This window comes from Spirosoma pulveris (assembly GCF_054781875.1).
Map to the genome: position 1 here is coordinate 167260 of NZ_BAAGTO010000007.1, position 26205 is coordinate 193464.

The 26205-nt window shown below is 51.3% G+C and carries 29 protein-coding genes; 15 read left to right on the forward strand and 14 right to left on the reverse strand.

Annotation, left to right across the window (positions count from 1 at the left end; genetic code table 11):
• Positions 1 to 60 precede the first annotated feature (60 nt).
• The 7 genes from ACYVJM_RS21980 to ACYVJM_RS22010 all read right to left on the reverse strand — a co-directional run bounded on the left by ACYVJM_RS21980 (position 61) and on the right by ACYVJM_RS22010 (position 5641).
• A complete protein-coding gene (locus ACYVJM_RS21980; protein WP_461150384.1) occupies positions 61 to 876 on the reverse strand; it encodes a hypothetical protein in 816 nt (271 codons plus the stop codon).
• Positions 836 to 1708 (reverse strand): hypothetical protein, encoded by an 873-nt coding sequence (locus ACYVJM_RS21985; RefSeq protein ID WP_461150385.1) that lies wholly within the window; start codon positions 1706 to 1708, stop codon positions 836 to 838. The genes ACYVJM_RS21980 and ACYVJM_RS21985 overlap by 41 nt, the downstream gene beginning before the upstream one ends.
• A complete protein-coding gene (gene yidD / locus ACYVJM_RS21990; protein WP_461150386.1) occupies positions 1705 to 2163 on the reverse strand; it encodes a membrane protein insertion efficiency factor YidD in 459 nt (152 codons plus the stop codon). Before yidD ends, ACYVJM_RS21985 begins: the two co-directional genes overlap by 4 nt.
• Positions 2160 to 2852: a LolA family protein gene (locus ACYVJM_RS21995; protein ID WP_461150387.1), complete on the reverse strand. Its 693-nt coding sequence runs from the start codon at positions 2850 to 2852 to the stop codon at positions 2160 to 2162. Before ACYVJM_RS21995 ends, yidD begins: the two co-directional genes overlap by 4 nt.
• Positions 2853 to 2956: 104 nt before the next feature.
• Complete coding sequence (locus ACYVJM_RS22000) at positions 2957 to 3472, reverse strand: hypothetical protein (protein ID WP_461150388.1); 516 nt, start codon at positions 3470 to 3472, stop codon at positions 2957 to 2959.
• A gap of 400 nt (positions 3473 to 3872) precedes the next feature.
• Positions 3873 to 5156, reverse strand: coding sequence for a Y-family DNA polymerase (locus ACYVJM_RS22005; protein WP_461150389.1), 1284 nt, complete (start codon positions 5154 to 5156; stop codon positions 3873 to 3875).
• Between the two features lie 14 nt (positions 5157 to 5170).
• Positions 5171 to 5641: a LexA family protein gene (locus ACYVJM_RS22010; protein ID WP_461150390.1), complete on the reverse strand. Its 471-nt coding sequence runs from the start codon at positions 5639 to 5641 to the stop codon at positions 5171 to 5173.
• A gap of 101 nt (positions 5642 to 5742) precedes the next feature.
• Here ACYVJM_RS22010 and ACYVJM_RS22015 point away from each other — a divergent pair, with 101 nt between their 5' ends.
• On the forward strand, positions 5743 to 5934 hold the full coding sequence (locus ACYVJM_RS22015; RefSeq protein WP_461150391.1) for a hypothetical protein: 192 nt from the start codon (positions 5743 to 5745) through the stop codon (positions 5932 to 5934).
• A 122-nt stretch (positions 5935 to 6056) separates the two neighbouring features.
• Here ACYVJM_RS22015 and msrA read toward each other — a convergent pair whose 3' ends face one another.
• A complete protein-coding gene (msrA, locus tag ACYVJM_RS22020) occupies positions 6057 to 6623 on the reverse strand; it encodes a peptide-methionine (S)-S-oxide reductase MsrA (protein ID WP_461150557.1) in 567 nt (188 codons plus the stop codon).
• A 183-nt stretch (positions 6624 to 6806) separates the two neighbouring features.
• Between msrA and ACYVJM_RS22025 the strand changes: the two genes are divergently transcribed.
• The 4 genes from ACYVJM_RS22025 to ACYVJM_RS22040 all read left to right on the forward strand — a co-directional run bounded on the left by ACYVJM_RS22025 (position 6807) and on the right by ACYVJM_RS22040 (position 12404).
• A complete protein-coding gene (locus tag ACYVJM_RS22025; RefSeq protein WP_461150392.1) occupies positions 6807 to 7688 on the forward strand; it encodes a PPK2 family polyphosphate kinase in 882 nt (293 codons plus the stop codon).
• A 228-nt stretch (positions 7689 to 7916) separates the two neighbouring features.
• A complete protein-coding gene (locus ACYVJM_RS22030) occupies positions 7917 to 8801 on the forward strand; it encodes a PPK2 family polyphosphate kinase (protein ID WP_461150393.1) in 885 nt (294 codons plus the stop codon).
• Positions 8802 to 8990: 189 nt separating this feature from the next.
• A complete protein-coding gene (locus ACYVJM_RS22035; protein WP_461150394.1) occupies positions 8991 to 11435 on the forward strand; it encodes a TonB-dependent receptor in 2445 nt (814 codons plus the stop codon).
• Positions 11436 to 11501: 66 nt separating this feature from the next.
• Entirely contained in the window at positions 11502 to 12404 is a 903-nt protein-coding gene (locus tag ACYVJM_RS22040) for a DUF4249 domain-containing protein (protein ID WP_461150395.1), read from the forward strand.
• Between the two features lie 35 nt (positions 12405 to 12439).
• Here the strand turns inward: ACYVJM_RS22040 and ACYVJM_RS22045 are convergent, their stop codons facing one another.
• Positions 12440 to 13720: a hypothetical protein gene (locus ACYVJM_RS22045; RefSeq protein ID WP_461150396.1), complete on the reverse strand. Its 1281-nt coding sequence runs from the start codon at positions 13718 to 13720 to the stop codon at positions 12440 to 12442.
• Between the two features lie 58 nt (positions 13721 to 13778).
• Positions 13779 to 14252: a flavin reductase family protein gene (locus ACYVJM_RS22050; RefSeq protein ID WP_461150397.1), complete on the reverse strand. Its 474-nt coding sequence runs from the start codon at positions 14250 to 14252 to the stop codon at positions 13779 to 13781.
• Positions 14253 to 14488: 236 nt separating this feature from the next.
• Between ACYVJM_RS22050 and ACYVJM_RS22055 the strand changes: the two genes are divergently transcribed.
• On the forward strand, positions 14489 to 15742 hold the full coding sequence (locus ACYVJM_RS22055) for a 4-hydroxy-3-methylbut-2-enyl diphosphate reductase (protein WP_461150398.1): 1254 nt from the start codon (positions 14489 to 14491) through the stop codon (positions 15740 to 15742).
• Here the strand turns inward: ACYVJM_RS22055 and ACYVJM_RS22060 are convergent.
• Positions 15739 to 17451, reverse strand: coding sequence for a glycoside hydrolase family 10 protein (locus ACYVJM_RS22060; RefSeq protein ID WP_461150399.1), 1713 nt, complete (start codon positions 17449 to 17451; stop codon positions 15739 to 15741). The two genes, ACYVJM_RS22055 and ACYVJM_RS22060, sit on opposite strands and share 4 nt — an antisense overlap.
• A 46-nt stretch (positions 17452 to 17497) precedes the next feature.
• Positions 17498 to 17665 carry a DUF2256 domain-containing protein gene (locus ACYVJM_RS22065; RefSeq protein WP_461150400.1) on the reverse strand — a complete coding sequence of 56 codons (168 nt, stop codon included), beginning with the start codon at positions 17663 to 17665 and terminating at the stop codon, positions 17498 to 17500.
• Positions 17666 to 17706: 41 nt separating this feature from the next.
• Here ACYVJM_RS22065 and ACYVJM_RS22070 point away from each other — a divergent pair, with 41 nt between their 5' ends.
• Both ACYVJM_RS22070 and ACYVJM_RS22075 read left to right on the forward strand, forming a co-directional pair.
• Entirely contained in the window at positions 17707 to 18000 is a 294-nt protein-coding gene (locus tag ACYVJM_RS22070) for a TIGR03643 family protein (RefSeq protein WP_461150401.1), read from the forward strand.
• A 173-nt stretch (positions 18001 to 18173) separates the two neighbouring features.
• Positions 18174 to 18644, forward strand: a complete 471-nt coding sequence (locus ACYVJM_RS22075) for an Lrp/AsnC family transcriptional regulator (protein ID WP_012929813.1) — start codon at positions 18174 to 18176, stop codon at positions 18642 to 18644.
• Between the two features lie 88 nt (positions 18645 to 18732).
• On the opposite strand, the gene ACYVJM_RS22080 is transcribed toward ACYVJM_RS22075, so the two are convergent.
• Entirely contained in the window at positions 18733 to 19950 is a 1218-nt protein-coding gene (locus ACYVJM_RS22080; RefSeq protein WP_461150402.1) for a tetratricopeptide repeat protein, read from the reverse strand.
• Positions 19951 to 20079: 129 nt separating this feature from the next.
• Here ACYVJM_RS22080 and hpt point away from each other — a divergent pair, with 129 nt between their 5' ends.
• Positions 20080 to 20634 carry a hypoxanthine phosphoribosyltransferase gene (gene hpt, locus ACYVJM_RS22085; RefSeq protein ID WP_461150403.1) on the forward strand — a complete coding sequence of 185 codons (555 nt, stop codon included), beginning with the start codon at positions 20080 to 20082 and terminating at the stop codon, positions 20632 to 20634.
• 166 nt (positions 20635 to 20800) lie between these two features.
• Here the strand turns inward: hpt and ACYVJM_RS22090 are convergent, their stop codons facing one another.
• On the reverse strand, positions 20801 to 22021 hold the full coding sequence (locus tag ACYVJM_RS22090) for an NADH-quinone oxidoreductase subunit D (RefSeq protein WP_461150404.1): 1221 nt from the start codon (positions 22019 to 22021) through the stop codon (positions 20801 to 20803).
• A 230-nt stretch (positions 22022 to 22251) separates the two neighbouring features.
• Here ACYVJM_RS22090 and rpmG point away from each other — a divergent pair, with 230 nt between their 5' ends.
• From rpmG to rimO, 6 genes are all read left to right on the forward strand, one after another.
• The gene (gene rpmG, locus ACYVJM_RS22095) at positions 22252 to 22437 is read left to right on the forward strand and encodes a 50S ribosomal protein L33 (protein WP_012929817.1); all 186 of its coding nucleotides are present in this window, start codon (positions 22252 to 22254) and stop codon (positions 22435 to 22437) included.
• A 96-nt stretch (positions 22438 to 22533) separates the two neighbouring features.
• Positions 22534 to 22689, forward strand: a complete 156-nt coding sequence (locus ACYVJM_RS22100; RefSeq protein ID WP_012929818.1) for a DUF4295 domain-containing protein — start codon at positions 22534 to 22536, stop codon at positions 22687 to 22689.
• 177 nt (positions 22690 to 22866) lie between these two features.
• Positions 22867 to 23823 carry a signal recognition particle-docking protein FtsY gene (gene ftsY / locus ACYVJM_RS22105; protein ID WP_461150405.1) on the forward strand — a complete coding sequence of 319 codons (957 nt, stop codon included), beginning with the start codon at positions 22867 to 22869 and terminating at the stop codon, positions 23821 to 23823.
• A 9-nt stretch (positions 23824 to 23832) separates the two neighbouring features.
• Positions 23833 to 24039, forward strand: coding sequence for a prevent-host-death family protein (locus ACYVJM_RS22110; RefSeq protein ID WP_461150406.1), 207 nt, complete (start codon positions 23833 to 23835; stop codon positions 24037 to 24039).
• A gap of 62 nt (positions 24040 to 24101) precedes the next feature.
• Positions 24102 to 24551, forward strand: coding sequence for a hypothetical protein (locus ACYVJM_RS22115; RefSeq protein WP_461150407.1), 450 nt, complete (start codon positions 24102 to 24104; stop codon positions 24549 to 24551).
• Between the two features lie 239 nt (positions 24552 to 24790).
• Positions 24791 to 26104, forward strand: a complete 1314-nt coding sequence (rimO, locus tag ACYVJM_RS22120) for a 30S ribosomal protein S12 methylthiotransferase RimO (RefSeq protein ID WP_461150408.1) — start codon at positions 24791 to 24793, stop codon at positions 26102 to 26104.
• Positions 26105 to 26205 lie beyond the last annotated feature (101 nt).

Sequence of the window (26205 nt, forward strand, 5' to 3'; positions counted from 1 at the left end):
CTAATGCATAATCAAGATTTTTGTTAGCCACTTACTCACTCCGCTACCCCACCCACTCCACTACTTCACCATCTCCAGCACCTGCTGCCGTACCTGCGCATTGAAAGCCGCAGCCCTCCGTTGATTCAACTGCCGTACGAGCACCTCTGCCCTCCGCACGCCCCCCGCGTGGAATGAGCCAAACAAACCCGCCCCAACGCCCCAGGCGGATAAGTAATAGCCCTGCAAAAAGCTCGTCACGCCAAAATACAAACCTGCCGACTGCATAACAATGCTTAGAGCCGCTTCGGCGGGTCTGCCCGCGTAGAATTGTCCGGCACCCGGAATAAACGTTGAGAGCCATTGGGCTTTCTTCTCACTTTTGAGCTGCGGTAAATATTGATAGGGAGCTGATAGGGTGTCGGCCTGAGCCACTATTGCCAGTTGGTTGTAGGCTACAGATGCTTCAGGCCAGCGACGTAATTCATTCAGCGAGAGTACCCGTACAGCCCTTAGCAATGACGACACCGGCACATCGGGGTGCAGGTATGGCAACCGATCCAGCAACGAAAGGGCGTTTTCAAACTGACCGGCCAGATACGCACACAGGATTTGCTCCCGCCGAAGTGAATACAGTAAACTGTCTGGATAGCCGGGCTGAATCTGCCCGTTGAGGAACGTGACCGCCTGTGCATATAAGCCCTGCTGTTTCAGGCAGCGCGCCTTACCCATAGCCGCTCCAACCTGTAGCTCCGCCGATTCTGCGCCAAAAAGTACCCGCTCATAGCCCACCCGAGCCGCTAGAAACTGGCCCGATGCGAAGAGTGAATCGGTCTGCGCAAGCGGGTTCTGCGCTTTAGCGATTGAGCAGATTCCGCAGAGGAATGTGCATATCAAACAAAATCTTGTTGTCATAACCCCGGTTAAATTCATCGCGCCGGACTTTTACGGCCAGCGTACTTCCCCAGATATTGCCTATATAAAACACGGTGAAGAGGGAGCCGAACCCCAGAAAGCGCACACTGGCAGGGCCATCTTTCCGGTAGCCCTCCCAGGTCAGCAAACCCAGCGTCAGCAACGGCAGAAAAGCGGCTATGCCTTGTTTCGGCTTTCCGGCATACACCTTTCCCGAACCGGGCAGAATGGCGCTCAGCAGACCAGCCAGCGCGGGTGAACGCCGTTTCTGTGCCGCCAGCCCCTTCCGGTAAGCATCCAGCCGGGTCTCTTCGGCACTTAACGCATAGGACGAGTAACTGAACTGTTGGCGGAGCGTGTCATAGCAGCTGTACCGGCGCTGGAGAAGCGCTACACCGGCCTGTTCAAAAGCCTTCAACTCGATCAGTGTAGAGTCGGTAGCCGGTAATTTCTGCATGATGGCACCAGCCGAATCGCGTCGGTTTTGGAATGCCAGACAATACGCGCCAAAATAGCGGGATTTCACATAAAACGGTGATGCCGGTGATACCGACAACAGATGACTGCTGGCCTCATCCAGCGACTTGGCCGTATAGGCCAGCCAGCCCGTCAGGTAGGCCAGCGAATCGCGCTGCGACGCGGTAAGCCGTTGTTTATCGAATGTCTGAAGAACAAAAGCGGCCTCGTCGTTCGCTTCCTTCTCGGATAAATAACGGGCAAACTGCCACTCACGGCTGAAGTTGCCGGTTTGGCACAAAGCCGGTCCGGACAACAAGCAGATCAGTACCGGTAGCCAGTAACGAAGTATGCTCATCGGTAGCGGCTTAGCGGGTCAAGAATAGTACCATCAGTAGGGTTTATGTCCATTGGTGGTACATCCAGCAACCCAATACGATTGCAACGCATGATGCGGTCGGCGCTCAGGAATACCCCTTTCATGATGCCATACTGCTCAATGGCCTGCTTGCTGAAGTTGGAGCAGGTGATCTGGTAGGGGCAGCTTCGGGCCAGTTGCTGCGACATCAGCCGCTGATACCCCAGCATGGCGCCTTTTAAAGTCAGGGAAACGGGGTTGTACTGCGCCAGCCAACTCTGCTTCCGGTACTGCACTACCCGATCGGAGTTACCTGCTCCGCGATACTGGGCAAATGCAGCACTCGTCTGAAAATCACGGTCGGCCAGCAGTTGCCGGTCCGATACAGGCCCCTGCGCCCGAAGGCTGGTCGTGCCTCCCAGCGCAACGACCAGCAGTACGATAGCCAGCTTCATTGATCGGTTTTGGCCGTTGCCGGAATAACGTAATCGAAATACGGGCTATTGGCTGCGCCGTTCAGCCGAAAATCGGCATAAACCGTTTTCGACACGGTTGAATCCTTATCCTGATAAACGATTTCGGTTGTTGTAGCCGGGAACGGCCGACCTTCGATGGGCTGATAACCGTAGTAGAATACTTTCCGGAGTATTTTCCCGGTACCATCCGCGTAATGCATGTAGATCGGGGTTGCCTGGTCGTACACGATACGCACCCGCTGAATGGGGGCTTTGACGTTGGGGGTTTTGAGTCGCCACTCGGTAATCAGCAGTTTGGCGTTGGCCGTTGTTTTATCCTGCACGAACCCCAGACGGCTCAGGCCCATATCGGCGGTAGTACCATTCAGGAAAAACGCCAGTTGGGTGGTTTGCGTGCTGAAAGATTCGTTCTGATAGCGAATGACGGCGTTTCGGCGGGGGTCGTAAATTCGGGTCTCGCCGAGTTTATTGGCCAGAATAACCACTTCACGCGGGAAGGTAAAATGGGTGACCATATTTCCATTACGCTGGTAGAACATTTCGCCCCGAACGGTAACGGATTTACCCTGCTGCACCTGTCGGGTGGTAACCGTAGCCGACAGGCGGTCAATGGTTTGAGGAGACAGCAAAACGAGGCTACCCGCAAGTAGCAAAAGGACAGGATTCATGGACGGTGGGTATTGACTACGCCCAAAAATAAACAATCCCGGCCATTTAGCGACCGGGATTGTGCCCTTTACAATAAACTATACCTTGCTATATACGTCTATACTTACAGCTTGAAGGTAACACCCAGCTGAAGCGGAGCAACACCCACGCCAACTTCGGCAAAGGCGCCTACTTTGTCGGAAAAGAAGTAACGGCCACCCAGATGTAAGCCCAGGTCAATTCCGCCATAATTATAAGCAGAACTCAGGTACCCGTCCTTATACGAGAAACCGCTATAAATTAACCCTAAGCCTGCGTATAGATCTACTTTCTCGTCCGACATATTCAGCAATTCATTAAAATGGTAAGAGCCCCTCGCACCGATGCTGTAATAAGAGCCAAACCCTGAGTAAGACCGGAAGCTGGCAATACCACCCACGGTTATATTTTTAGCGACCCCAGCTTCAAAAGAGCCCCCGAAAGCAACACCGCCACCACCAAAACCAATGCCGCCATAACCACCCACGCCGATACCCAGGTTTAATAACTTTGAGCCCTTGTCGGGAACATATTGTGCAAAAGACTGGGTTCCGGCCAATAAGCCTAGAAGTAATAAAATAGAAAAGTGAAGATTTTTCATTTGAATGAACCGATTTACGTTAGAATTCCAGACAAAGTAAACGCCTATCTGATGGCCCACCAAGCGTATTAGGTATTCACTTATTTATCGGTCGGATACTTTACCGTTCCCTAGATTTATTACCCATTTATACAAAAAATAGTTACCTGTAGATAAACCAATATACACTTATTTTAACTGTTTACATAAACAGGCTATCAACAAAAGTCGCGCTCACAAAAAAAGGCGACCCGCTTGAGAAACCCTCTTTTGTACGTTTTCAAGGCAATCAAGGATGACTATGTTGATTTTCCAGAGCCTTGATGGGTTGTCTTTCAAATCCACAGTGCTTTTGGTTTTAAAGCAGATAGAACTAATTCTCAAGAAAAGGGCTGTTTAACTTAGCTTCCAGGTAAATACATCACTTTACCACAAGTATATCCTCCCAACGCGTCGTATACCTTGGCGACAGGTATGCTGGCTTCATGGGCCACTCCGGATTATACATCTGTGACGCCAGCCGAAGCTTATCCTGACCGTATCGTTTATTGACCTTGTCCATTACGGCCGAGAGTCGAATCAGCCGCTCGTCCGGCCCCTTGGTGAACACGCCCACCTGCCGATAGTCCGCAGGCACCAGGTCCGTGAGCATGATACCCACTCGCTGGTAGTTATAGCCGAATTTAAAAATTGCTTTCAAGCCCGATTCAGCGTACTTGATGATCTCCAGTGTGGAACTGGTTGGATGAGGAAGCCGAACCGTAACACTGTTGCTGTATTGCTTGGCGGGTAAGTAGTTACCCGGTGTTCTCCGGTGCGGGTTGGTCCGCAGCCAGACCGTAACCGATCCACACAAAGACGCTTGCTTTCGTAGCTTCTCGCAAATTCTTGATAAGTGAGTGGTCAACGCATCGGTGATGTTGTTCAGGTCGGGAATGACTTTGCCAAAGCCGGGTTCAGTACAGATCGCTTTTCGGGGCGGTGGGTTTACTTCCAGCAACTTACAGGGTAGCCCGCGCAATTCATGAACCAGCCGCAATCCGTTCACGGTCATCACCCGCCCGATCCAGTCATCATTGACTTCCCGAAGTTGATAGGCGGTTCGGATACCCTGCTTCTTAAGCTTGCTGGCTGACCGGCCGCCTACCCCCCATAGCTCCTCAATCGGAAAGCCCCACAGTGCCTCGTCAATAGCCTCTTTGGTATCCAGTACGCAGACGCCGTTAAGTTCAGGCCTGCTCTTGGCCAGACGATTAGCCACTTTGGCCAGGGTCTTCGTTGGACCAATGCCAACACCCACCGGGAGCCGCAGCCATTGTTTGATCGAATCGCGTATGCTTTGGCCCAGGCCTCGATAGGTCGGGTAAATGCCGGTGTACTCTTCCAGTAGCAGGAAGGCTTCATCGATTGAATACACCTCAACGTCGGGAGTAAACTGAGTTAATAAGCTCATTAACCGGGCGGAGATATCGCCATACAACTCGTAGTTGGACGAGAATACAACTACCTCATGCGCTTCAACAAGTTCTCTCGTCTCGAAGAAAAGCTGGCCCATCTTAATGCCTAATGCCTTGGCCTCGGTACTTCGGGCAACTACATTACCATCCCGATTTGACAACACAATAATAGGCTTCCCGATCAGTTCGGGCCTGAATATCTGGTGACAACTGGCGTAAAACGAATTAGCGTCAACGAGTGCGTACATAGCCAAAAAGGGTATCAACGAGGGCGGGCGTACCGGGGCGGTTTTGAGATGACATACGTTACTTCACCAAGGACAGCCACCCGGTCCCGGTCAGGGTGCAGATAAATGGGCGCGTAGCTCTCGTTGCTGGATTCCAGTACGATCATAGGGCTCTTATCAATATAGCGCTTGACACACCAGCCCTCATTGACCCAGATGACAATGACCATGCCCGTTTCAATTGGCCTGGTTGAGTCGACAACGAGAATAGAACCCGGAAAAATATAGTCTCCCAGCATACTCTCGCCAACTGCCTTAACGAAGTACGTATTATCCGGATGCAGCACACACAGATCCTGGAGGTTTAGCCGCTGACGGATGTAGTTGTCGGCTGGATTAGGGAAACCCGCCTGCACGGCTATATCAAAGAAGGGTAACTCTTTACGCCGGGTGGGGTCCGTCAGGAAGATGTTTTCGGGGGGTAGATAGTCTATCCAATCAATCATATATTGGTGTTAAGGCCAAACAAACTGCTATATAATATATTTATTATATATATTGCAACTATATTATAGTGAATTAATTTGGACTTAACTAGTCTTTAGTCATGAAAATGGTCATTTCGTCCGGTGATCGGGTACGGGTTACGAAACGTATAAACGGCTATGAGCGAGGGCAATACGCAGGGACTGTATTGACCTGGACTAACTCCGGCAGACTTAAGATTAAAGCAGACAGCGGCATTGTGGTGGTGGTATCAAGTGAACTGGTTAAAAAAGTAGCGGATGGGCGCGGCTGATTTGCCAACGTTTACACATACAGTTATCAAAACAGCAGCCCCGACTAGTGCCGGGGCTGCTGCCTCATCCATAAAGATTTTGTATGATCCAGAGCCCTGCAGGGGCCTTTACTACCCTTCACTTAGTAAGCGTTTTCGCGTTTCAGTTTCTCCTTGAACACCTTCTTGAACTTATCAACCTTTGGCGCGATAACGAACGCACAGTACCCCTGGTTAGGGTTATTGGCGAAGTAGCTCTGGTGGTAAGCTTCGGCTTCGTAGAAGGTCTCGGCGGGGCTGATCTCCGTTACGATCGGGCGGTCGTACGCGCCGGATTTATCGAGTTCGGCCTTTGCCGTTTCGGCCAGCTCTTTCTGCTCGTCGTTGTGGTAAAAAATCACCGACCGGTACTGCGTACCCACGTCTTCGCCCTGGCGGTTCAGCGATGTTGGGTCATGGCTGCGGAAAAATGCCTCCAGCAACTCCTGATACGTGATTTTGGATGGGTCGTAGGTTACCTCAACGCATTCGGCATGGCCGGTGGTACCTGTACAGACTTCCTTATACGTTGGGTTGTCTTTGTGTCCCCCTTCGTAGCCGGATACCGCGCCAATGACGCCATCGAGTGATTCATATAAGGCTTCTGTACACCAGAAACAGCCCGTTCCAAACGTTGCTTTGGCCAGATTGGCAGATTGATCAGTATTCATACGGTTTTGTTTTGTTTGCCCCGCCGATGCACGGGCCAACACACGACCGGAAGCCGGCGTAAGCGCCTTTAGCAGTGAGGCTGTTAGTTTGCGAAGTGTAATCGCAACCATTCGTTAGGTTTGTGGTTGTAAAGTCTAACGAATAACATAACTGACAAGCGTAAAGTTTGCGCCCCCGTGCCTGTGAAAGATTTCGATACCGACCGTTTCCATTACGATGGAGATAAGCCTTTTAAAATCAAAAAAGCACCTACGAAAGTAGAGGATCTCTACGAAGATGACGACCATTACGAAGCCCTGCTCCGGCAACAGTCGGCCGAGATCGACAAGTGGCAGGAGCGGATGTTTTCGTACAATCGATATGGGTTAGTCGTTGTCTTTCAGGCCCTGGATGCTGCCGGGAAAGATGGGACAATCAAGCACGTATTTACCGGAACCAATCCGGCCGGGGTACAGGTGTATTCCTTCAAACGGCCCACCGATCAGGAACTCGACCATGACTTTTTATGGCGAAGCTGGCGGGAACTGCCCGAACGGGGTCGGATCGGTATTTTCAACCGGTCGTATTATGAAGAAGTGCTGGTAACCAAAGTTCACCCGGAAATCCTGACGGAGAGCCAGCGCCTGCCCGAAAAAGTAACCGAAGACCTGGACAAACTCTTCAAACACCGGTACGAAGCCATCCGGGATATGGAAACTTTTTTGACCCGCAACGGCTTCCCAACGGTCAAGTTTTACCTGCATGTGTCCAAAGAAGAACAGGCCGATCGGCTCATTGCCCGTATCGAAGACGCCGAAAAAAACTGGAAGTTTGAAGAAGGCGACGTAAAAGAGCGGGAGTTCTGGGACGACTATCAGGATGCGTACGAAACCTGCATCAACGAAACCGCCACCGACAAAGCCCCCTGGTACGTGATCCCGGCCGACGACAAAAAGAACATGCGTTTGCTGGTTGGCCGTATCCTTATCGACGAGCTGAAAAAATTACCCATCCAGGACCCGGAACCGGACGAAAAGCGGTTTGAAGAACTTCAAAAGCTCATTCCCATTATCAAAGCCCAGTAATGCGGCTGGAAACGTCATCCCGAATTCTAATAAGTGCCGTTGGACATAATCTGTGCGTATGTCCAATGGGGTAAGGTGAATTATGGATGATTGTCAATACAAACGTTACACGATTTTATCATCCCGACGACAGGACCGGGCCGCCGGGATGACAAGGATAGTTGTCTGATCAACAAAAACTTATACAGAGTACCATCCATAATTCACGTTCTTTAGACAGCTTACGTTATGAAAAAAATAAATGCAAAGGCATTTCGGTACCACGAAAAGCAACCGTTTTCCATTGCCGATACGCCTACAGTCATAGACCCTTTTTACACCGACGAAGCGGACCAGAGCCGCCAGTTGGATGAACTGGCCGAACGGATGGACCAGGCCCAGAACCGGATGCATGCCGATGAGCATTACGGGCTGCTGGTTGTGTTTCAGGCTATGGATGCCGCCGGAAAGGACAGTACCATCCGGCGTATATTCAAAGGGGTTAATCCATCGCGTTTTCAGATTGCCCCGTTCAAGAAACCCGATGAGTCGGATTTGAAACACGATTTCCTGTGGCGTTTCTGGCAGGAGCTGCCGGAGCGGGGAAATATCGGGGTATTTAACCGCTCATACTACGAAGAAGTGCTGGCCCTGCGTGTTCACCCGGAACGACTAAAGGAGCAGTCTATTCCCAAAAATCTGGTGCCCGCCAACAAGAAAACGCTTTGGGAGCAGCGTTTCGGGGATATTGTTCACTTTGAGGATTACCTGTTTCGGAACGGGTTTCCTATCGTGAAGTTTTACCTGCACGTAGCCAAAGAAGAACAGGGGAAGCGGCTCATTGCCCGACTCGAAGACTCGGAAAAGCAATGGAAACTCAGCCCGAACGATCTGGAAGAACGGGAGTTCTGGCCGGACTACATGAAAGCGTATGAAGATACCATCCGGGCTACGGCGACCGAGCAAAACCCGTGGTACGTCATTCCGAGCGACGACCGGGTCAATCAACAACTCATCATTGCCCACATCCTGACCGAAATTCTGGAGTCGCTGCCTGTCCGTTTCCCGGAAACCGACCCCAAAGAAGCGCAGAAGCTAATCAAACAGATCAAAAAGCAGGACGGCCTGACGTAAGCGTTTTTGATATCTTTTTCATCACATGACTACATTTCGCTTTATTGGTTTTATCCTATACTGGATACCGTTCAGCATCATATTTAGCTGTTTTATCTATTTTTTACCTATCGTTAATATACCCGTACGTACTTTTGCGTTAGCGTCCTGAACCACTATTGTGTGGAAAGGATGCCTTGAAGAAACGCAATGAAACACACACTACAACTTTTGTTGTGCAGCCTGCTCCTTTACTTTATGCCGCTACAGGCTGGCATCGCGCAGGTAGCACTGAATGCAGCAGGTAACAGTACGCAGGAAAAAGGAGTGCGGGGTGCCGCTCTCACCGTAAGCGGTTACATTAAAGATGCCGGTAATGGCGAAGGGCTGATTGGTGTTTCGGTATACGTCAAAGAAACCGGGACCGGTGCCGTTACGAACAGCTACGGGTTTTATGCCGTCACGCTCCCGGCAGGCAGTTACAACCTCGTCATCAGCTACGTTGGCTACACCAGACAAACACGAACAGTCGACCTCGTCGATCGGAACGTACGCCTTGACCTCGAACTGAGCCAGGAAGGCAAGCAGCTTCAGGAAGTGGTGGTCTCCACCAAACGGGAAGACGACAACGTGAAGAACATCGAAATGAGCGTTAACCGGATCGACGTGAAAACCCTGCAGCGCATTCCCGCCCTGCTGGGCGAAGTCGACGTGATCCGCAGCATTCAGCTGTTGCCGGGCGTATCGACGGTGGGCGAAGGCGCTACCGGTTTTAACGTTCGGGGCGGCAGTATCGACCAGAACCTGGTGCTGCTGGACGAAGCGCCCGTCTACAACTCTTCGCACCTGTTTGGCTTCTTCTCGGTCTTTAACCCCGACGCCGTCAAAGACGTAAAGCTCATCAAAGGGGGCATACCGGCTAATTATGGTGGCCGGATCGCATCTATCCTGGATGTTCGACTAAAGGAGGGCAACGCCAAAAAGCCTGAGCTTAACGGCGGTATTGGCCTTATTTTTAGCCGTTTGTCGTACGAGCGACCCCTTTTCAACGGCAAAGGCTCATTTATCGTGGCTGCCCGGCGTTCCTACGCCGACGTGCTGGCCCAGCCGTTCCTGACCGGCGACCTGAAAGGAGCCAAATTCTATTTCTACGACCTCACGGCGAAAGGTAATTACCGCATCAACGATAAGAACACAGTGTTTTTATCAGGCTATCTGGGCCGCGATGTGTTCGGATCCGATTTTGGGTTCAACTGGGGCAATACGACTCTCTCGGCCCGCTGGAACCACGTTTTCAGCGACCGACTTTTCCTGAACACCACGGCGTACTACAGCAATTACGACTACTCACTCAACTCGGACCTGAAAGGGAAACGGCCCAACGACTTCTTCCGAACCGATTCCCGTATTGTTGACTACAGTCTGAAACCGGATTTTTCGCTGTTTCTGGGCAAGAACACCGTCACGTTTGGCGGTCAGGTTATCGCGCACGATTTCCAGCCCGGTACGGCCACAGCGGCCAGTTCGGGCAGTGTCCGGACGTTTGGCATTGCCAGCAAACGAGCTATGGAAGCGGCTCTTTACGTAGGCAATGAACAGCAGCTGACCCCAAAGCTTCAGCTGCAGTACGGTCTGCGCTATTCGCTGTTTAATTATGTTGGCGAGGGCGAAGCCTATACCTTCCGCACCGATGTGCCACTAGGCACTCGCCGGGAAGTGATTACTACGGTCGCGTACCGGGGCGGAGAAGTGATCAAGACCTACGGCAACTGGGAACCCCGCTTTTCGACCAAACTGGATCTATCGGACAATAGCTCACTCAAACTAAGTTATAACCGGATGGCGCAGTATATCCACCTGGTTTCCAACACAACCGCGTCGACACCACTGGATATCTGGACACCATCGACCAACAACATTAAACCGCAGATTGCCGATCAGGTGGCCGGCGGGTATTTCAAGAACTTCGGCCGCTCCAGCGGAACGGGCAGCGAATTCGAAGCTTCGGTAGAAGTATACTACAAGTGGCTGCAAAATCAGATCGACTACATCGACGGTGCCAGCCTGATCCTGAACAAATACCTCGAAGGTGATCTGCTGAGCGGCAAAGGACGCGCCTACGGAGCCGAGTTTTATGTAAAACGGAATACGGGCGTTGTGAACGGCTGGGTTAGCTATACACTGGCTAAAACCGAGCGGCAGGTGGATGGCATCAACAACAATAACTGGTACCCGACGCGCTTCGACAAACGGCACACGCTGACCTCGGTACTGCTGTTCGACCCGCCCCATGCCAAACGCTGGAACTTCTCGGCCACCTTCACGCTGGCCAGCGGAACACCCGGCACGTTTCCAACTAACCGCTTTGAATACCAGGGCTATGTAGTGCCGCAGAACACCGACAATGCCCGGAACAACTACCGCATTCCGGCCTACCACCGGCTCGATCTGGCCGCTACCTTACAGGGCCGCAAACGGCCGGGTAAGCGGAAAGACGACAATTGGGTATTCTCAATTTACAACGTCTACGCCCGGAAGAACGCGTTTTCAGTCTATTTTCAACCTAATGCGGATAGTCCCCGCGTAACGGAAGCCATTCGCTATTCCGTTTTCGCAACCCTGATTCCGTCGGTAACCTACAACTTTAAATTATAGTCGTGCTGACCATTCCGGTCGTCCGAGATATAGCTAAACACCCGACCGTCCCGGTTGGTACTACCTATGCAACGATACTTTATTCTATTCGTCTTTTTAGCTGGCGCTCTTGCCCTTAACGGCTGTACGACCGTGATTGACGCCAAGCTGGACACCGGCCCGACGCAGCTTTCGGTGGATGGTACCCTTACGGACTTACCCGGTCCGCAAACCATCCGGCTCACCCAAACAGCCGCTTATTTCGACAATAGCCAGCCAAAACCCGCCACCAGTGCCACCGTTACGGTTTTGGACAATACCGGAAAAACGTACCCCTTTACCGACCCCGATAACGATGGGTATTATGTCTGGCAGCCTTCGGCCAAAGATACGCTCGGACGCGTTGGCCGGACGTACCAGCTCACCATCGCCTACCAGGGCGAAACGTACCAGGCCAGTACGAAAATGAACCGCGTTCCGCCCATCGACTCCATCATTTTCACCAAGCGGAAGTTAAGCCCTTTCTCGAAGACAGAAGGGTACCGGGCCGAACTTTACGCGACCGATATAGCCGGAGCAACCGACTATTACCGAATCCGTTTCTTCCGGAATGGCGAGTTGCAGAATAAACCCGCCAACATTATTACCTCGCAGGATGGCGGCTTCCGGGGCGCAACCAATGTTACAGATGGGTTGGTGTTCATTGCGCCCATCCGCCGGTCTGTTAACCCGGACAGCCTGTACAACCTGAATGACGTTGTAAAAGTGGAGTTGCAGTCGATTACGCTGGCCGGCTTTGATTACTGGCAGGCGCTACGAACGCAGATCACCAATGGAGGCCTGTTTGCCACGCCCTCGGTGAATTTGCCTACCAACATCATCAATACGAATGCAAACGGGCGCAAGGCAACCGGCTTCTTCATTACATCGGCTGTGCGGAGTAAAACCGTCAATGTCAGCGAAGCCAACATTCGGGTGCGGGAAGACTGACGGGCCGAAACGAGACGTCCAGCCCGTCAGCCGTTTCATCGATTGGCTTCGGAGAGCCAGTGAAACTGACGTTCGGTGAGTTGAAAATGGCGTTTCTGGCGAGTAAGCGCAATCATCACCGAATCATTCCTGATTTTTCCGCGGAGCACCACATGGTTGGTGTCGGGCATGACGTACCCCATTGTGAACAGCGCCGTCGAATCGGACGGAAACTTCTTAAAGGCGATGGTATGCGCCAGTGAGTCGAGTGAATAGCTGAAGTAGCCCCGCCGGTAGCGCTGCCGGAAAAGGGTATCCGCCGTCAGGATACTCCCGGAGGTATTCGGCTCGAAGACCACATCTTTCCAGCGAAGACTATCCGCCACGTTACCCTGAAACTCATCGACCGAAAAAAAGCCCGTCGTCAACTTCTTCGATGCACTCGAATCAGCCGGTGCGAACGCCCGCTGGTATGATCCATACAACGGCATTCCAATAAACAGGATCACAAACGCAATTTTCAGCACTACCCGGGTCGTTCGCATCCACTTTTCGGGGAGTACCACTTGCGGAGCGGGCTGGGTGGCTTTGTTATAAATGAAGAAATTGAGCAGCCGTTTGGCATCGCTCAGCAGCAGCACGTTGCTGAAGACAAACAGATGGGCAGAGAACAGCTTCACCGGAATATCGTAGCAAAAATTCAATACCATTACGTTGAGGAAAACGCTGGCGGCCACAAACGCCCCCAGTGTACTGGTTCGCCGGAAGAGTAACAGGGTACCCGCCAGCACCTCTACCGCGCCCGAAAAAAACTGATAGGGTGTCGAATAGCCGATAAAATACCAGGATAAGCGCATGGGCAGAAAATCGCCCAGCGGAGTAGCCAGGGCACTCATTGAGGGGAAGACCATTTGTAAGCCAAACAGTTTGATGATGCCGTAGCTGAAAGCCATAATCGCCACATAGTACCTCAGCAGCACCATAAGCCAGTAGTAGGCAACATCGTAATTTTTACGTTTGTCGAAGATCGACCAGATCAGCGCACCAACAACGGCGGTGAGGATAAAAAAACACAACTGCGCATAGCCGTAGGATGTATCGCCACTACCATTTAACGGAACCAGCACCTCCTTAATATGAAAAATGGATGCATTAGCCTGGTTGACGAGCCACTCTTCAGCCATGCCGTAGTACTTACCAATCAGACCCAGCAGGGGTAAATCGCCGAGCCATGCCCAGGGCGATGTAAATAGCAGAACATAAATACAGCCGAAGCGAAAGAGCAACTTGTGCCCTATAGACCATTTACGGCCAGGGGTGGTAACGTTAAGCGTCATAAAAAGATAAGCTGGTGTGTAGTGCAATAGCCAAATATAAACAAATGCACAAGCCTATCTACCCCCGTATCAGCTTTTTAGCTTTTAAAAAGGCATAAGTCATCACCTCCTTATCCGGATTGAGTACGATCTGTTTCATTACTTCGCAAATGAACAGCTCGTGATCTCCCGCATCGGTACTGTGCATGACCCGGCATTGGGTGTAGCCAATGGCTTCGGTTAAATACGGGCAGTTGCGGCTATCGAGGGCGTAGGGCAGATTTTTGAATTTATCCTTTTCTCTACCCGACTGCTGGCCGAGTTTGCGGATTAGTCGGGTTTGGTCGGTTGCCAGCAGGTTCACGTTCAGGATACCGCTCTGTCGCACCAGTTCAATGGTATAATCCACTTTATACAAGGCTACGGCCAGCACCTTACCGCCCATATCCGTTTGCGTGACCCAGGCGACAATGTTGGCGTTTGGGGTGCCGTTCGCCACCGTTGTAACGCTGTGAATGTCGTAGTTTTTGTATTTAAGTAGTCGTTTGGGCATGTGGTTGTTGTAGCATGGACGGGGCCGCCCGGGCCATGCTATAATGTACAAAGGCTACATTAACTTTGTACCGAACGAAGCGTTTTGCACTTCTGTTCTTTTATTAGTGATTCATTCGTGAGTCAGGACTGAACTGGTGATTTCGCTCCGCATCAGCAACGTTTACGGCTGTGGGCGATTTTCACTTATTCACCGCATCGGCGGCCTGGTCTTTCACTCTTTCGCTTTTCCAGTCAATGAAATCGTTCGACATACCTGAATATTACCGTAGCAGCATTATTACCCCACTGAAAGAGTTTCGGCGGAAACGCGACAAACTGAAGCGGGACTTTACCCCTACCCTGCTGGATTTCGGGCCGATCCGGCTGTTGATTGCCCGGCACTTCGGGTTTTGCTACGGGGTCGAAAACGCCGTTGAGATTGCCTACAAAGCTATTGCAGAAAATGCCGGCAAACGAATTTTCCTGCTGAGCGAAATGATTCATAACCCCGACGTGAATACCGACCTGCAAAGTCGGGGGGTCCGCTTTATCATGGATACGAAGGGCAATCAGCTTATTCCCTGGTCGGAGCTGGCCCCCGAAGATGTGGTGATCATCCCGGCTTTTGGGACAACGCTGGAAACCCAGCATCAACTCTCGACAATTGGGCTCGACATTGCCAAATATGATACCACCTGCCCCTTTGTCGAGAAAGTATGGAATAAAGCCGGGCAGATTGGTCAGAAAGATTACACGGTCATAGTCCACGGCAAGCCGAGTCACGAAGAAACGCGGGCTACTTTCTCTCACAGTAAAGAAGCAGCACCCACGGTAGTTGTCAAAGACATGGCGCAGGCACAGCGGCTGGCTAAATACATTACGGGCGAGTTGCCGGTCGATGAATTTTACACCGAGTTTGCCGGGCAGTACTCTCTCGGGTTCAATCCGGAGCGGGACTTGCAGCGCATTGGGGTCGTGAACCAAACCACCATGCTGGCGTCTGACACGCAAAGTATTGCCGATTACCTGAAGCAGATTATGGTGCAGAAATATGCCCTGACCCCGGCCACGACCGAAGCCCATTTTGCCAACACCCGCGATACGCTCTGCTACGCCACCAACGACAACCAGGACGCTACCTATTCGCTATTGACCTACCCAGCCGATTTTGCCATCGTTGCCGGGGGGTACAACTCGTCGAATACCTCGCACATCGTTGAGCTTTGCGAAGAGAAATTACCAACGTACTTCATCGAATCGGAACAAAAAATACTCTCCGACAAGCTCATAAGGCACTTCAACGGCCACACTAAAGAGGAAGTCGTCACCGAAAACTTTATTCCCGGACTGGAGGGTCCCGGACTGGAGAAGCCGGTTACCGTGCTGCTTACCTGCGGAGCTTCGTGCCCGGATGCCGTTGTGGAAGGTATTCTGCTGAAGCTGATTAGTTTCTTCCCAACTGCCCGACCCGTTTCGGAGGTTATCGGAGAATTCACCCAACAAGCCTAAGGCACCCGGACAATTACCTCCCGGCTCTCGTTTTGCAGCCGATCGAGAGCCGTTACCACGTATACGTATTTCTTTTTCGGGTCGGCCGTTTTGTCGATGTAGCGCGTACTGGATTCGCCCATGCACTGCGCCACTATATAACGGGGATCATCCAGCCGTAAGTGGGGCTTTCGCCCTTCGAACCGGTATACCACATACGAAGTGGCAATATCGCCATCCTGGGCTTCGGGCGACTCATGCCAGTATAATTCGATGCCTTCATTGGTCATGGCGGCTTTCAGATCGCGGGGCGGCAGGGGGGGAATACTATCCAGCCATTTCATTGTCGGTAGAAGGGCCGGATGCCGGTAAAAATTGGTCTGGAGTGAATCCCGGATTGAAAGGGGGTTTATCTGCAGGTTTTTGGCGCTAAAGAAAACGCTGCCTTTTACGGCCTGCTGTTGCCGATTGTACCGCATCTGATCCGGAAACTCCGTTGGCCGCCACCAGCCGGGGTCCCGCTCAGAACCGCGCCCAACGCGGTAAGCACCGTGCCCGATGTATAAATGACAATTTTCGGTACAATTGCGGGTCCACCAATCGACCAGCGTCCTGTAGGGTACCTTACTAAACTCAGAACTAAAGTATACCTGCGGAACAACGTAGTCGATCAGGCCCTCACGTACCCATTTACGGGTATCGGCATAGAGTTCGTAATACGCCTGACCGCCGTTGGTTGCCGATCCCTCCGGGTCACTGCTTTTGTTTTTCCAAATGCCGAAAGGACTAATCCCGAACTTCACCCAAGGTTTGTTGGCCCGGATCGAGTCGCGCAGTTCAGTAACCAGCTTTGTTACGTTATCCCGTCGCCAGTCGGCTTTGCTCATGCCATTGTAGTTGGCCTTGTAGGTGCTGTCATCCCGCAGGACCTGACCGGGTTCGGCATAGGGGTAGAAATAATCATCGAAGTGAATACCGTCCACATCGTATTCGCGCACCACATTGGCCACAATTCCGGCGATGTATGAACGAACAGCGGGAATTCCCAGATTGAACAGTTTACGGCCGCCATAGGTCAGCATCCATTCTGGCTTCCGGTTAACGATGTTTGAGGGGGCTACACTGGCAGTTTTACTGAAGGTTGCCCGGTCGAGGTTAAACCAGGCATGAAATTCCAGCCCGCGATCGTGCGCTTGTCCGATCATAAACTCCAGCGGGTCGTAGAACGGCTGCGGGGCCAATCCCTGCTGCCCAGTAAGCCATTCCGACCAGGGCTCCGACCCTCGGGCGTAGAAAGCATCGGCGGCCGATCGAACCTGCACCACTACGGCATTGAGCCCCATTTGCTGGTGTTGATCGAACATGGTTACAATTTCGCGCTGCTGGTCAACTACGGGCAGTCCTTTTTTGCTGGGCCAGTCGATGTTGTTGACCGTAGCGACCCAAACCGCCCGGAATTCACGTTTGGGAGGTATAGGCCCACGGGCGGCCAGGATCTGCTCGGGGGTATCGTCGAAAGGCAGGGTATCTATTGCGGGCACCAGCACCCTGGGTGGAATGGGTTTGGGCGTAGTGGGCTTAACAGCCACTGGTTTCTGCGGGGCCGGAGCGGCCGTAACCGGCCTGGTTGGTCTGGGAGCAGGTTTTTGGGTAACAACGGGTTTGGTCCGCCGACAATTAGTTGTGATTAACAGAACCAGCAACAGACCAAAATAAGCAATCAGACGCATCAGGGGAAGTGGGTTAATTCCCAAAAATAACGATAGTCGGGCACACCTACGTGGATTTTGGCGTCGTTTTTTGTCCTTTACCCGCTGATCGACAGGCATCGCTGCAATACACGACAGAATCCCAGTCGCGCTCCCACTTCTTACGCCAAGCAAATGGGCGGTTGCAGACGGGGCAAATCTTCGTTGGCAAATCTGCCTTTTTACGCATTTTCATATAGCTGAAACTCTTCTGTATAACACTAAGTTTATCTACCCATGGAATCAGCCAACACAATAAAGAACCTGACAGAACGCGATATTGACCGGATTATTGAGATGGCCTGGGAGGACCGAACCCCCTTCGACGCCATTGGCACACAATTTGGCCTATCGGAGAAAGACGTTATTGAACTCATGCGTCGGGAACTGAAACCGGCCTCCTGGCGTCGGTGGCGGGCACGTGTACAGGGGCGCTCCACAAAGCATGCGGCACTATCGGCGGTAGATGATGCCCGGTTCAAGTCAACTCAACAGCGCGTAATATCGCTCAACAAGATTGCCAAACAATAAATTTGCAATTTGGCGAGCTATAGAATAAACTTAATTTTGTGCCGTTTTAAAAGGGTATTGGTAGTATTTGTTCTGTGATTTGCAAGAATCCAACAACTTTTAAGAATTTTCTATTTTAAAAGGTGGTAATTTTGACCCATCTTGTCATTAAGTATTAACAGACTCCATCATTTATGTCGAGCCAGAAATTAGATCAGATAGATCGCAATGTATTAGAAATTCTGCAAGCCAACGCTAAAATAACCAACGCTCAGCTCTCAAAAGAAATTGGTCTTTCACCGGCTCCCACGCTGGAACGTGTCAAGAAACTCGAAACATCGGGTATTATTCAGAGCTACCATGCACAACTGAACCGCGAGAAGATTGGCCTCGGCGTCACTACCTTCGTTATGGTAACGCTCGTTGGGCATAAGAAAGAAACAACGATGTCCTTTGTGGACAAAGTCCACGAGATTCCGGAAATCATCGAGTGCCACCACATTACCGGCTCGGGCGACTTTCTGCTCAAAGTAATTGCTAAAGACATTGCGTCTTATCAGGGCCTGATGCTGGACGTTATCAATGAAATCGACGAAGTAGCCAGCACCCAAACGATGGTGATCATGTCGACCTTCAAAGAAAGTAAAGTACTTCCTATTCCCTGATGAGTAACTATGTATGATGTATGATCTAGGATATATCTGACGCGAAAGCAATATCATACATCATACATCATACATCATACATCCGGTATTATCCTTTCCGTCGGCGTCTTTCTTCCCGGCGTAATTTCTTCGCATCATCCAGCGCCTTTTTCGCTTCTTTGTACTGGCTGGATTTCCGTTCAGCTTTGTCGATCACTTCCTGAAAATACGTTTGGGCGAGGTCATAATCCCGCGCTTCAGTCGCAATTTTCGCCAACCCCAGCACCGACGATAAATAATAGCCTGAATTAGTTGAGTTTGTCTGCTTGGCGTAGTCAATGGACTTTTGGTAGTTCAGCTTGGCCTCCGGCAGATTCTTGTAAAACAGGTGGTTGATGTACGCCAGAATATAAGCCGCCGTGCGGCCACTCACACCTTCGTACCCCGCCTGCGTACGCTCGACCTTCGCCAGAATATCCCGGGAAGCACGCTCAGCTTCCGCCAAACGTCCCGTCACAAACGCCGACCGGGCGAAATACCGCTCGAAGAATGGATTGTCGGGGTATTGCTCGTACATGTACTTCGACATGTCATACGCCTTGTCGTACTGGTTTTCCATGCTATAAATCTGCACCAGAAAGTACCGGGCTTCTACGCGGGTGTAGAATGCGGAGTTAGCCGTTTTCTCCAGCTCTTTTATGCCGCTCGCTTTATTCCCTTTGGGAAAGAACATCAGGATGGGCTTCAGGATCGGGTAATTTTCCGGGATCCACTGGGCGTAGTAATTATACATACCATCGCCAAAGAGCAGTTCGGGACTGAAATCGGCATTGCCTTTGCACTTTTCGAAATACTTGAGTGCGTTTTTTCCGGCAATGGTCGCTTTCGCCCATTTTTTTCGCTCAGAGTACAACCGACCTTTAAAGGCATAGGCAGCAGCCAGAAAGAATGAAGGCTCCAGTTTATTATCGCTGTCCTCATATAGCTTTTCAGCCATCGTAATGGTCGAATCCATGTAGGCCAGACAGGGGCCATCGTAGTCGGTTACGTCGGTGTTGGGCACAATTTTCCACCACTCGGCAAGGCCCATCAGGAAGTACGGCATTGGGTGCCTGGGGTAGCGCAGCCGCAGCCACCGAAATTCCTTGTCGGCGTCGTAGAACTTATAATTGTACATCAGGTTGATGGCCTCCGCCGATTCAATCTGAACGCCGGGGTGCTTCAGCAGACCGTCATATTTTTTATCAAAAGCCGACGGGTCGTAAAGTTGGGCCTTAGCCAGAACAGCCAGCCCCATAATCCATACCGTCAACAGTATCTTCTTCATTCGTCAAATTTTGCGTTAGTAGTATATGAACGTAAACTGTTGGCTGTCCGTTTGCTCAGGCTTATTTTTCCGCTTTTTTTTGTCCGCAACCTCAGCACGGGCGTATCTTTGAGGCCCCAAGACGCCGATATGATAACGATCAAAGACAAAACATTTGTCCCGTTTATTCCCGCCGATGCCATTCAGGAACGCATTCAGGAATTAGCTCAGCAAATTAATCAGGAATACGCCGACAAACTGCCGCTTATTGTAGTCGTTCTGAACGGCGCTTTTTTGTTTGCTGCCGACCTGGCCAAACACATTACCATTCCCTGCGAGATCACCTTTATTCGGGTGGCGTCCTATAGTGCTACAGAATCCAGTGGTCAGTTGAAGCAGATTCTGGGCATAAACGAATCCATAGCGGGTCGTAATTTGATCGTTGTGGAAGACATCGTCGATACGGGCCTTACCATTCATGAGGTATGTCAGCAGCTTCAGGCCATGAGTCCTACGTCAATCGCTATTGCGACGCTGTTGTTCAAACCCAGCGCCCTGAAAGAAAAGCTGGACCTGCATTACGTCGGCTTCGAAATCGAGAATCGCTTTGTACTGGGCTACGGCCTGGATTACGACGGCTTGGGCCGGAATACAAAGGAGATATTTGTTCTTTTTGAGGAGTTAGAAGCAAGAAGTGAGGAGTGAGGAGGGCTGACGCGAGTGCTGGCGCGGGCATTCGCCCGTGCCTTTTTATATAGTCAGTATTCACTGACGCAAGCGAACCGGAACGCCGGACCGGCTTGCCATATGTAAAGGCACGACGGGGCTGCCCGTGCGGTAAATACTCGCGTCAGCCCTCCTAACTCCTCCCTTAACGATCCACCTCCCCCATCACCACGTCGATTGACCCGATAATGGCAACCAGATCGGCGAGCATGGCCCCTTTGCTGATTTCGCTGATAACCGATAAGTTGTGATAGCAGCATGAGCGGGCTTTGCAGCGAACCGGTATATCTGACTTACCGTCGGTTCGGAAGAAGAAGCCCAACTCACCTTTAGCGCTTTCGGCGCGAGCGTAGAAATCCATCGCTTTGGGGCGAATTTTCTTGGGCACAACTGCCTGCGGGTCGTAGTCGCGGGTACGTTTGTGATCGCCCAGAAGCTGATCGAGGCACTGCTCAATGATGCGGATGGACTCGTGGCACTCCAGCACCCGAACGTTGTTCCGATCCCAGCAATCCCCCACGGTACCTACTTTCCCTTCGCCAATTGGAATGTCGAAATCCAGTTCGGGGTAAACCGAATAGCCATCCACCCGGCGGAGGTCGTAGCGCAGGCCTGAACCGCGCAGCATGGGACCGGTGCAGCCGTAATCGATGGCGACGGGAAGCGGCAGCACCCCCACATTGGCCGTTCGTTTGACGAAGATTTCGTTTTCGATAACAAGTTGCTGTAACTCGACCAGCTTTGGTTTGAGGTAATTGACAAACTCACGGCAACGTTCTTCGAAGCCTACGGGAAGATCATAAAACAGCCCACCTACCCAGATGTAATTGTACAACATTCGGGCACCGCTCACCCATTCGAGCATCCGCTGGATATGTTCCCGGTCGCGCATGAGCCAGAGAAAGGGCGTGTAGGCACCAATATCGAGCGCATACGTACCGACGCCCACAAAGTGTGCGGCAATCCGGTTCAGTTCGGCCACCAGCACCCGAATGTATTCGGTACGTTTGGGAATATCGTTCTCAATACCAAGCATACGCTCTACGCCCATCACAAACGCGTGTTCGGAATTCATAGCGGCCAGGTAATCGAGCCGGTCAACAAAGGGAATTGTCTGATTGAACGGGAGGTGCTGGGCATGTTTTTCGAAACAACGGTGCAGATAGCCCAGGTGCGGTACCACATCAACGATAATTTCACCATCCGTTACGACTTCGAACCGCAAAACACCGTGCGTCGACGGATGCTGCGGTCCCATATTTAGAATCATCTCGCCTTCGCTGAGCATATCGGGCCTGTACACACTTGGCTCGGATGCTTTAAAATGTCCCGGCGCGTATTCGTATTGTATTGTCTGTGTGTTCATGATTGGTACCAAACAGCATCTTGCTGTTTGTATAAAGAGATCAAACAGTATCCTACTGTTTGGTACATGGTTACCCCCAAAGGTCGAAAGTGGGCCGTCTAAAGACAAACATCAGCGGGCTTTTCTGAGGTCGTTCATAGAAAATCCCACATTTTTTTCTAACAAGCTCTTTGTCAAGTAAAAGACAATTCGTACCTTTGCGCTCCTTATCGAGAAAACGAACTTTAGCAATGGCAAAGAAAGGCGCCAATAGAATCCAGGTTATTCTGGAATGCACCGAGCAGAAAGACAGCGGTGTTCCCGGCATGTCCCGGTACATTACTACGAAAAACCGGAAAAATACGCCGGCTCGTATCGAGCGGAAGAAATACAATCCGTTCCTTAAGAAAGTAACGCTGCACAAAGAAATTAAATAGGTTTTAGGTTTATCGTTTTCTGTTTACGGTGGGTAGAGTCAATCTGCTGCCGCATCCGAAAACGGAGAGCCGTAAACCGTAAACTACAAAAAGACAATGGCAAAAAAGGTAGTTGCAACCCTGAAAACGAAGGACAACGGCAAGGCGTTCGCCAAAATTATCAAAGCCGTTAAATCGCCTAAAACTGGCGCCTATACCTTCAAAGAAGAAATGGTCCCGGTTGACGAAGTACAGGCTGCGCTGAAAAGCTAGGCATTGAATAAGTCAGCTTCTTGCACGAAGACATTTGTCCCACAGCCTTGTAAGGTTCTGTGGGACTTTTTTTTATTAAAAAACGGTTAGGGCAGATAGCGAGACAGTCAGCCATTATTTCCGCCTGAAACGCTATTCGATCTGACTACCAACTGACCAACTCACTGATTCTGCCTTATGGCCCTATTTGGTTTATTCTCGAAAGAAAAGAAAGAAACGCTCGACAAAGGTCTGGAGAAAACAAAAGATAGTTTTTTTTCTAAACTGGGCCGGGCAGTTGTTGGCAAATCGACCGTCGATGAAGACGTACTGGACGAAGTCGAAAATGTGCTGATCTCTTCTGACGTTGGCGTTGAAACAACGGTGAAAATCATTCGGCGGATTGAAGAACGGGTGGCACGGGATAAATATGTGGGTACCGACGAACTGGACCGAATCCTGCGCGAAGAAATAGCCGCTTTACTTTCCGATAATAATACCGTCGACGTAACGGACGATTTTGCCTTGCCCGCTGGCGTAAAACCGTACGTTATTATGGTGGTCGGTGTCAATGGCGTTGGTAAAACAACCACCATCGGTAAGCTGGCCGCTCAGTTCCACAAGCGGGGTAAAAAAGTAGTATTAGGCGCTGGCGATACGTTCCGGGCTGCCGCCGTCGACCAGCTCAAACTTTGGGGCGATCGGGTAGGCGTTCCGGTTATCTCGCACGGTATGAACACCGACCCTTCGGCCGTAGCCTTCGATGCGGTAAAAAAAGCCACCGAAATCGGTGCCGATGTGGTTATTATCGACACCGCCGGCCGACTGCATACGAAGGTTAACCTCATGAATGAGCTGACCAAAATTAAGCGGGTCATGCAAAAATTTACCGCCGAAGCTCCTCACGAAGTACTGCTGGTGCTCGACGGTTCGACCGGTCAAAACGCCTTTATTCAGGCAACGGAATTTACGAAAGCTACCGAAGTAACGGCGCTGGCCATTACCAAACTCGACGGTACGGCCAAAGGGGGCGTGGTAATCGGCATTTCAGACCAGTTCAGGATTCCGGTCAAATACATCGGCATTGGCGAGAAGATCGACGATCTGCAGACTTTCAACAAGATGGAGTTCGTGGATTCGTTTTTTAAGAAATGATAGCTACGAATGACACTGAACGCGCAAATTATTCAATCTGAAGGAAAGCCAAAATTCGCGGTGATTGCTTACGAAAAATACGAAGCTTTGCAGAAAAGTCTGGCTTCATTCGATAGCCTCGAAGATTTTCCTGATTACGTACATGCCCTGAAAGTAAAGAGTGAAACAACGACCTGGCATTCGCTAGACGGTGTAAAACGAGAACTTGGGCTATGAGAAACCAACCTTCTTGGTTTGCTGACCTACGATTCATATGGGTGGCCTTCAGTCTATTGACGTTGTCTTACTCACTTACCGTTTCAGCCCAGAAAGCCCCCCGGCGCAAAGCAGCTAAAGCCGTGACGAAACAGGGAATATGCGGTGTCGTTCGGGAGAAGCGCGGCAACTTCATGCCCAGCCCCGACTCGCCCCGGCAGAATCCGGAAGGGTCGCCTGTGGTGCGCGACGTGCTGATTTTTCCGCTGTTGAACAGGAGTCAGGTAGAAGCGGGCGAAAACGGATTCATTAACTCAGTGGGAGATACCAAACCGATCAAAACTGTAAAATCCGGGAAAGATGGCACGTTTTGCGTGAGTCTGCCCGTAGGCCAGTACACGGTTATGGTTCGGGAGCCGAAGGGGCTGTACGCCAATCTCTCCGATAGTCAGGGCAACATTTTTCCAGTCAGCGTTCAAAAGAACAAGTCCGTTTCCGTAACGGTCGATATTACGCACCAGGCAGTGTTTTAAACCGATGGAAACATTTTTCATTCTCTTTGTCCTTGTGTTTGTGCCAGCGGGCTGTTTTTTTGTTTGTGCCCCGCGGTATACCGACGAGACCATTGGCGCTCAACTGTCCCAAATTCAATTATCTACCATCGGATACCCTGGATTACCGATTGCACCCAGACCGGAAATCCCATAGCACCGAACTTTGCAGCTTACCCTGAGCGTTAGTGAGTACTGATGCTCTGAAACATATATCTGTTTTGAAAACCAAAGGAATACGTACCAATAAAATCAATATCGTCACGCTTGGTTGCTCGAAGAACCTGGTGGATTCGGAAGTGCTGTTTACGCAACTCAAGGGCAATGGCATGAACGTGACGCACGAATCGAAGAAAGACGACGCCAACATCGTTGTTATCAATACCTGCGGCTTCATCGATAACGCTAAAGAAGAATCCATCAACACCATTCTGCGCTATGTCGACGCCAAGGAAGCGGGTATCGTAGATAAAGTCTACGTAACAGGCTGCCTCTCGCACCGCTACAAAGACGAACTCGAAGTAGAAATGCCCACCGTCGATGCCTGGTTTGGCACCAACGAACTTCCCCGGATGCTCAAAACGCTTCGGGCCGATTATAAGCACGAACTCGTGGGCGAACGTCTGCTTACCACACCTGCTCATTTCGCGTATCTTAAAATTGCCGAAGGCTGCGACCGGCCCTGCTCGTTCTGCGCCATTCCGCTCATGCGCGGTGGCCACGTCTCGCGGCCAGTTGAGGAACTGCTGACCGAAGCCCGGTCGCTGGCCCGGCGCGGCACAAAAGAACTGATCCTGATTGCGCAGGACCTGACCTATTACGGTCTCGACCTCTACAAGAAACGGAACCTGGCCGACCTCATCGACCAATTGGCCGATGTAGAAGGCATCGACTGGATTCGGTTGCAGTACGCTTACCCGTCGGGTTTTCCAATGGATATTCTGGACGTGATGAGCCGCCGGCCCAATGTCTGCAATTACCTGGATATGCCCCTGCAAACCGGTTCGACGGAGTTGCTCAAACTCATGCGCCGGGGCATTACGCGGGAGAAAACCGAAAGCCTGATCGAAACCATCCGGGAAAAAGTGCCGGACATCACCCTCCGCACCACCCTGATTGTGGGCCACCCCGGCGAAACGGAAGCCATGTTCCAGGAAACGTACGATTTTGTGGAGCGGATGCGCTTCGACCGGCTGGGTGTGTTCACGTACTCGCACGAGGACGACACGCACTCCTTCACCATGCCCGACGATATTCCGGCCGACATCAAGCAGGAACGCGCCGACGAGCTAATGGATCTACAACAGGGCATTTCGCAGGAGCTGAACCAGCAGAAAGTCGGCAAAACTTACAAAGTGCTGTTCGACCGGAAAGAGGGCGGTTATTTCATCGGCCGCACCGAAGCCGACTCCCCCGAAGTAGACAATGAAGTACTCGTACCCGCCACCCAATACGTTCGACTCGGCGACTTCGCCAACGTGCGTATCGACCGGGCCGAGGAATTTGACCTGTACGGCGAAGTTGTTAGTGTGTAATGTCCTTTTCGTCTTTTGCTTTAACGCAGCCCACGACTTACGTCGTGGGCTGAACAACCTCCTACCGAACCTTGCCGGATTTTTCGTTGTTAAAAACCGGT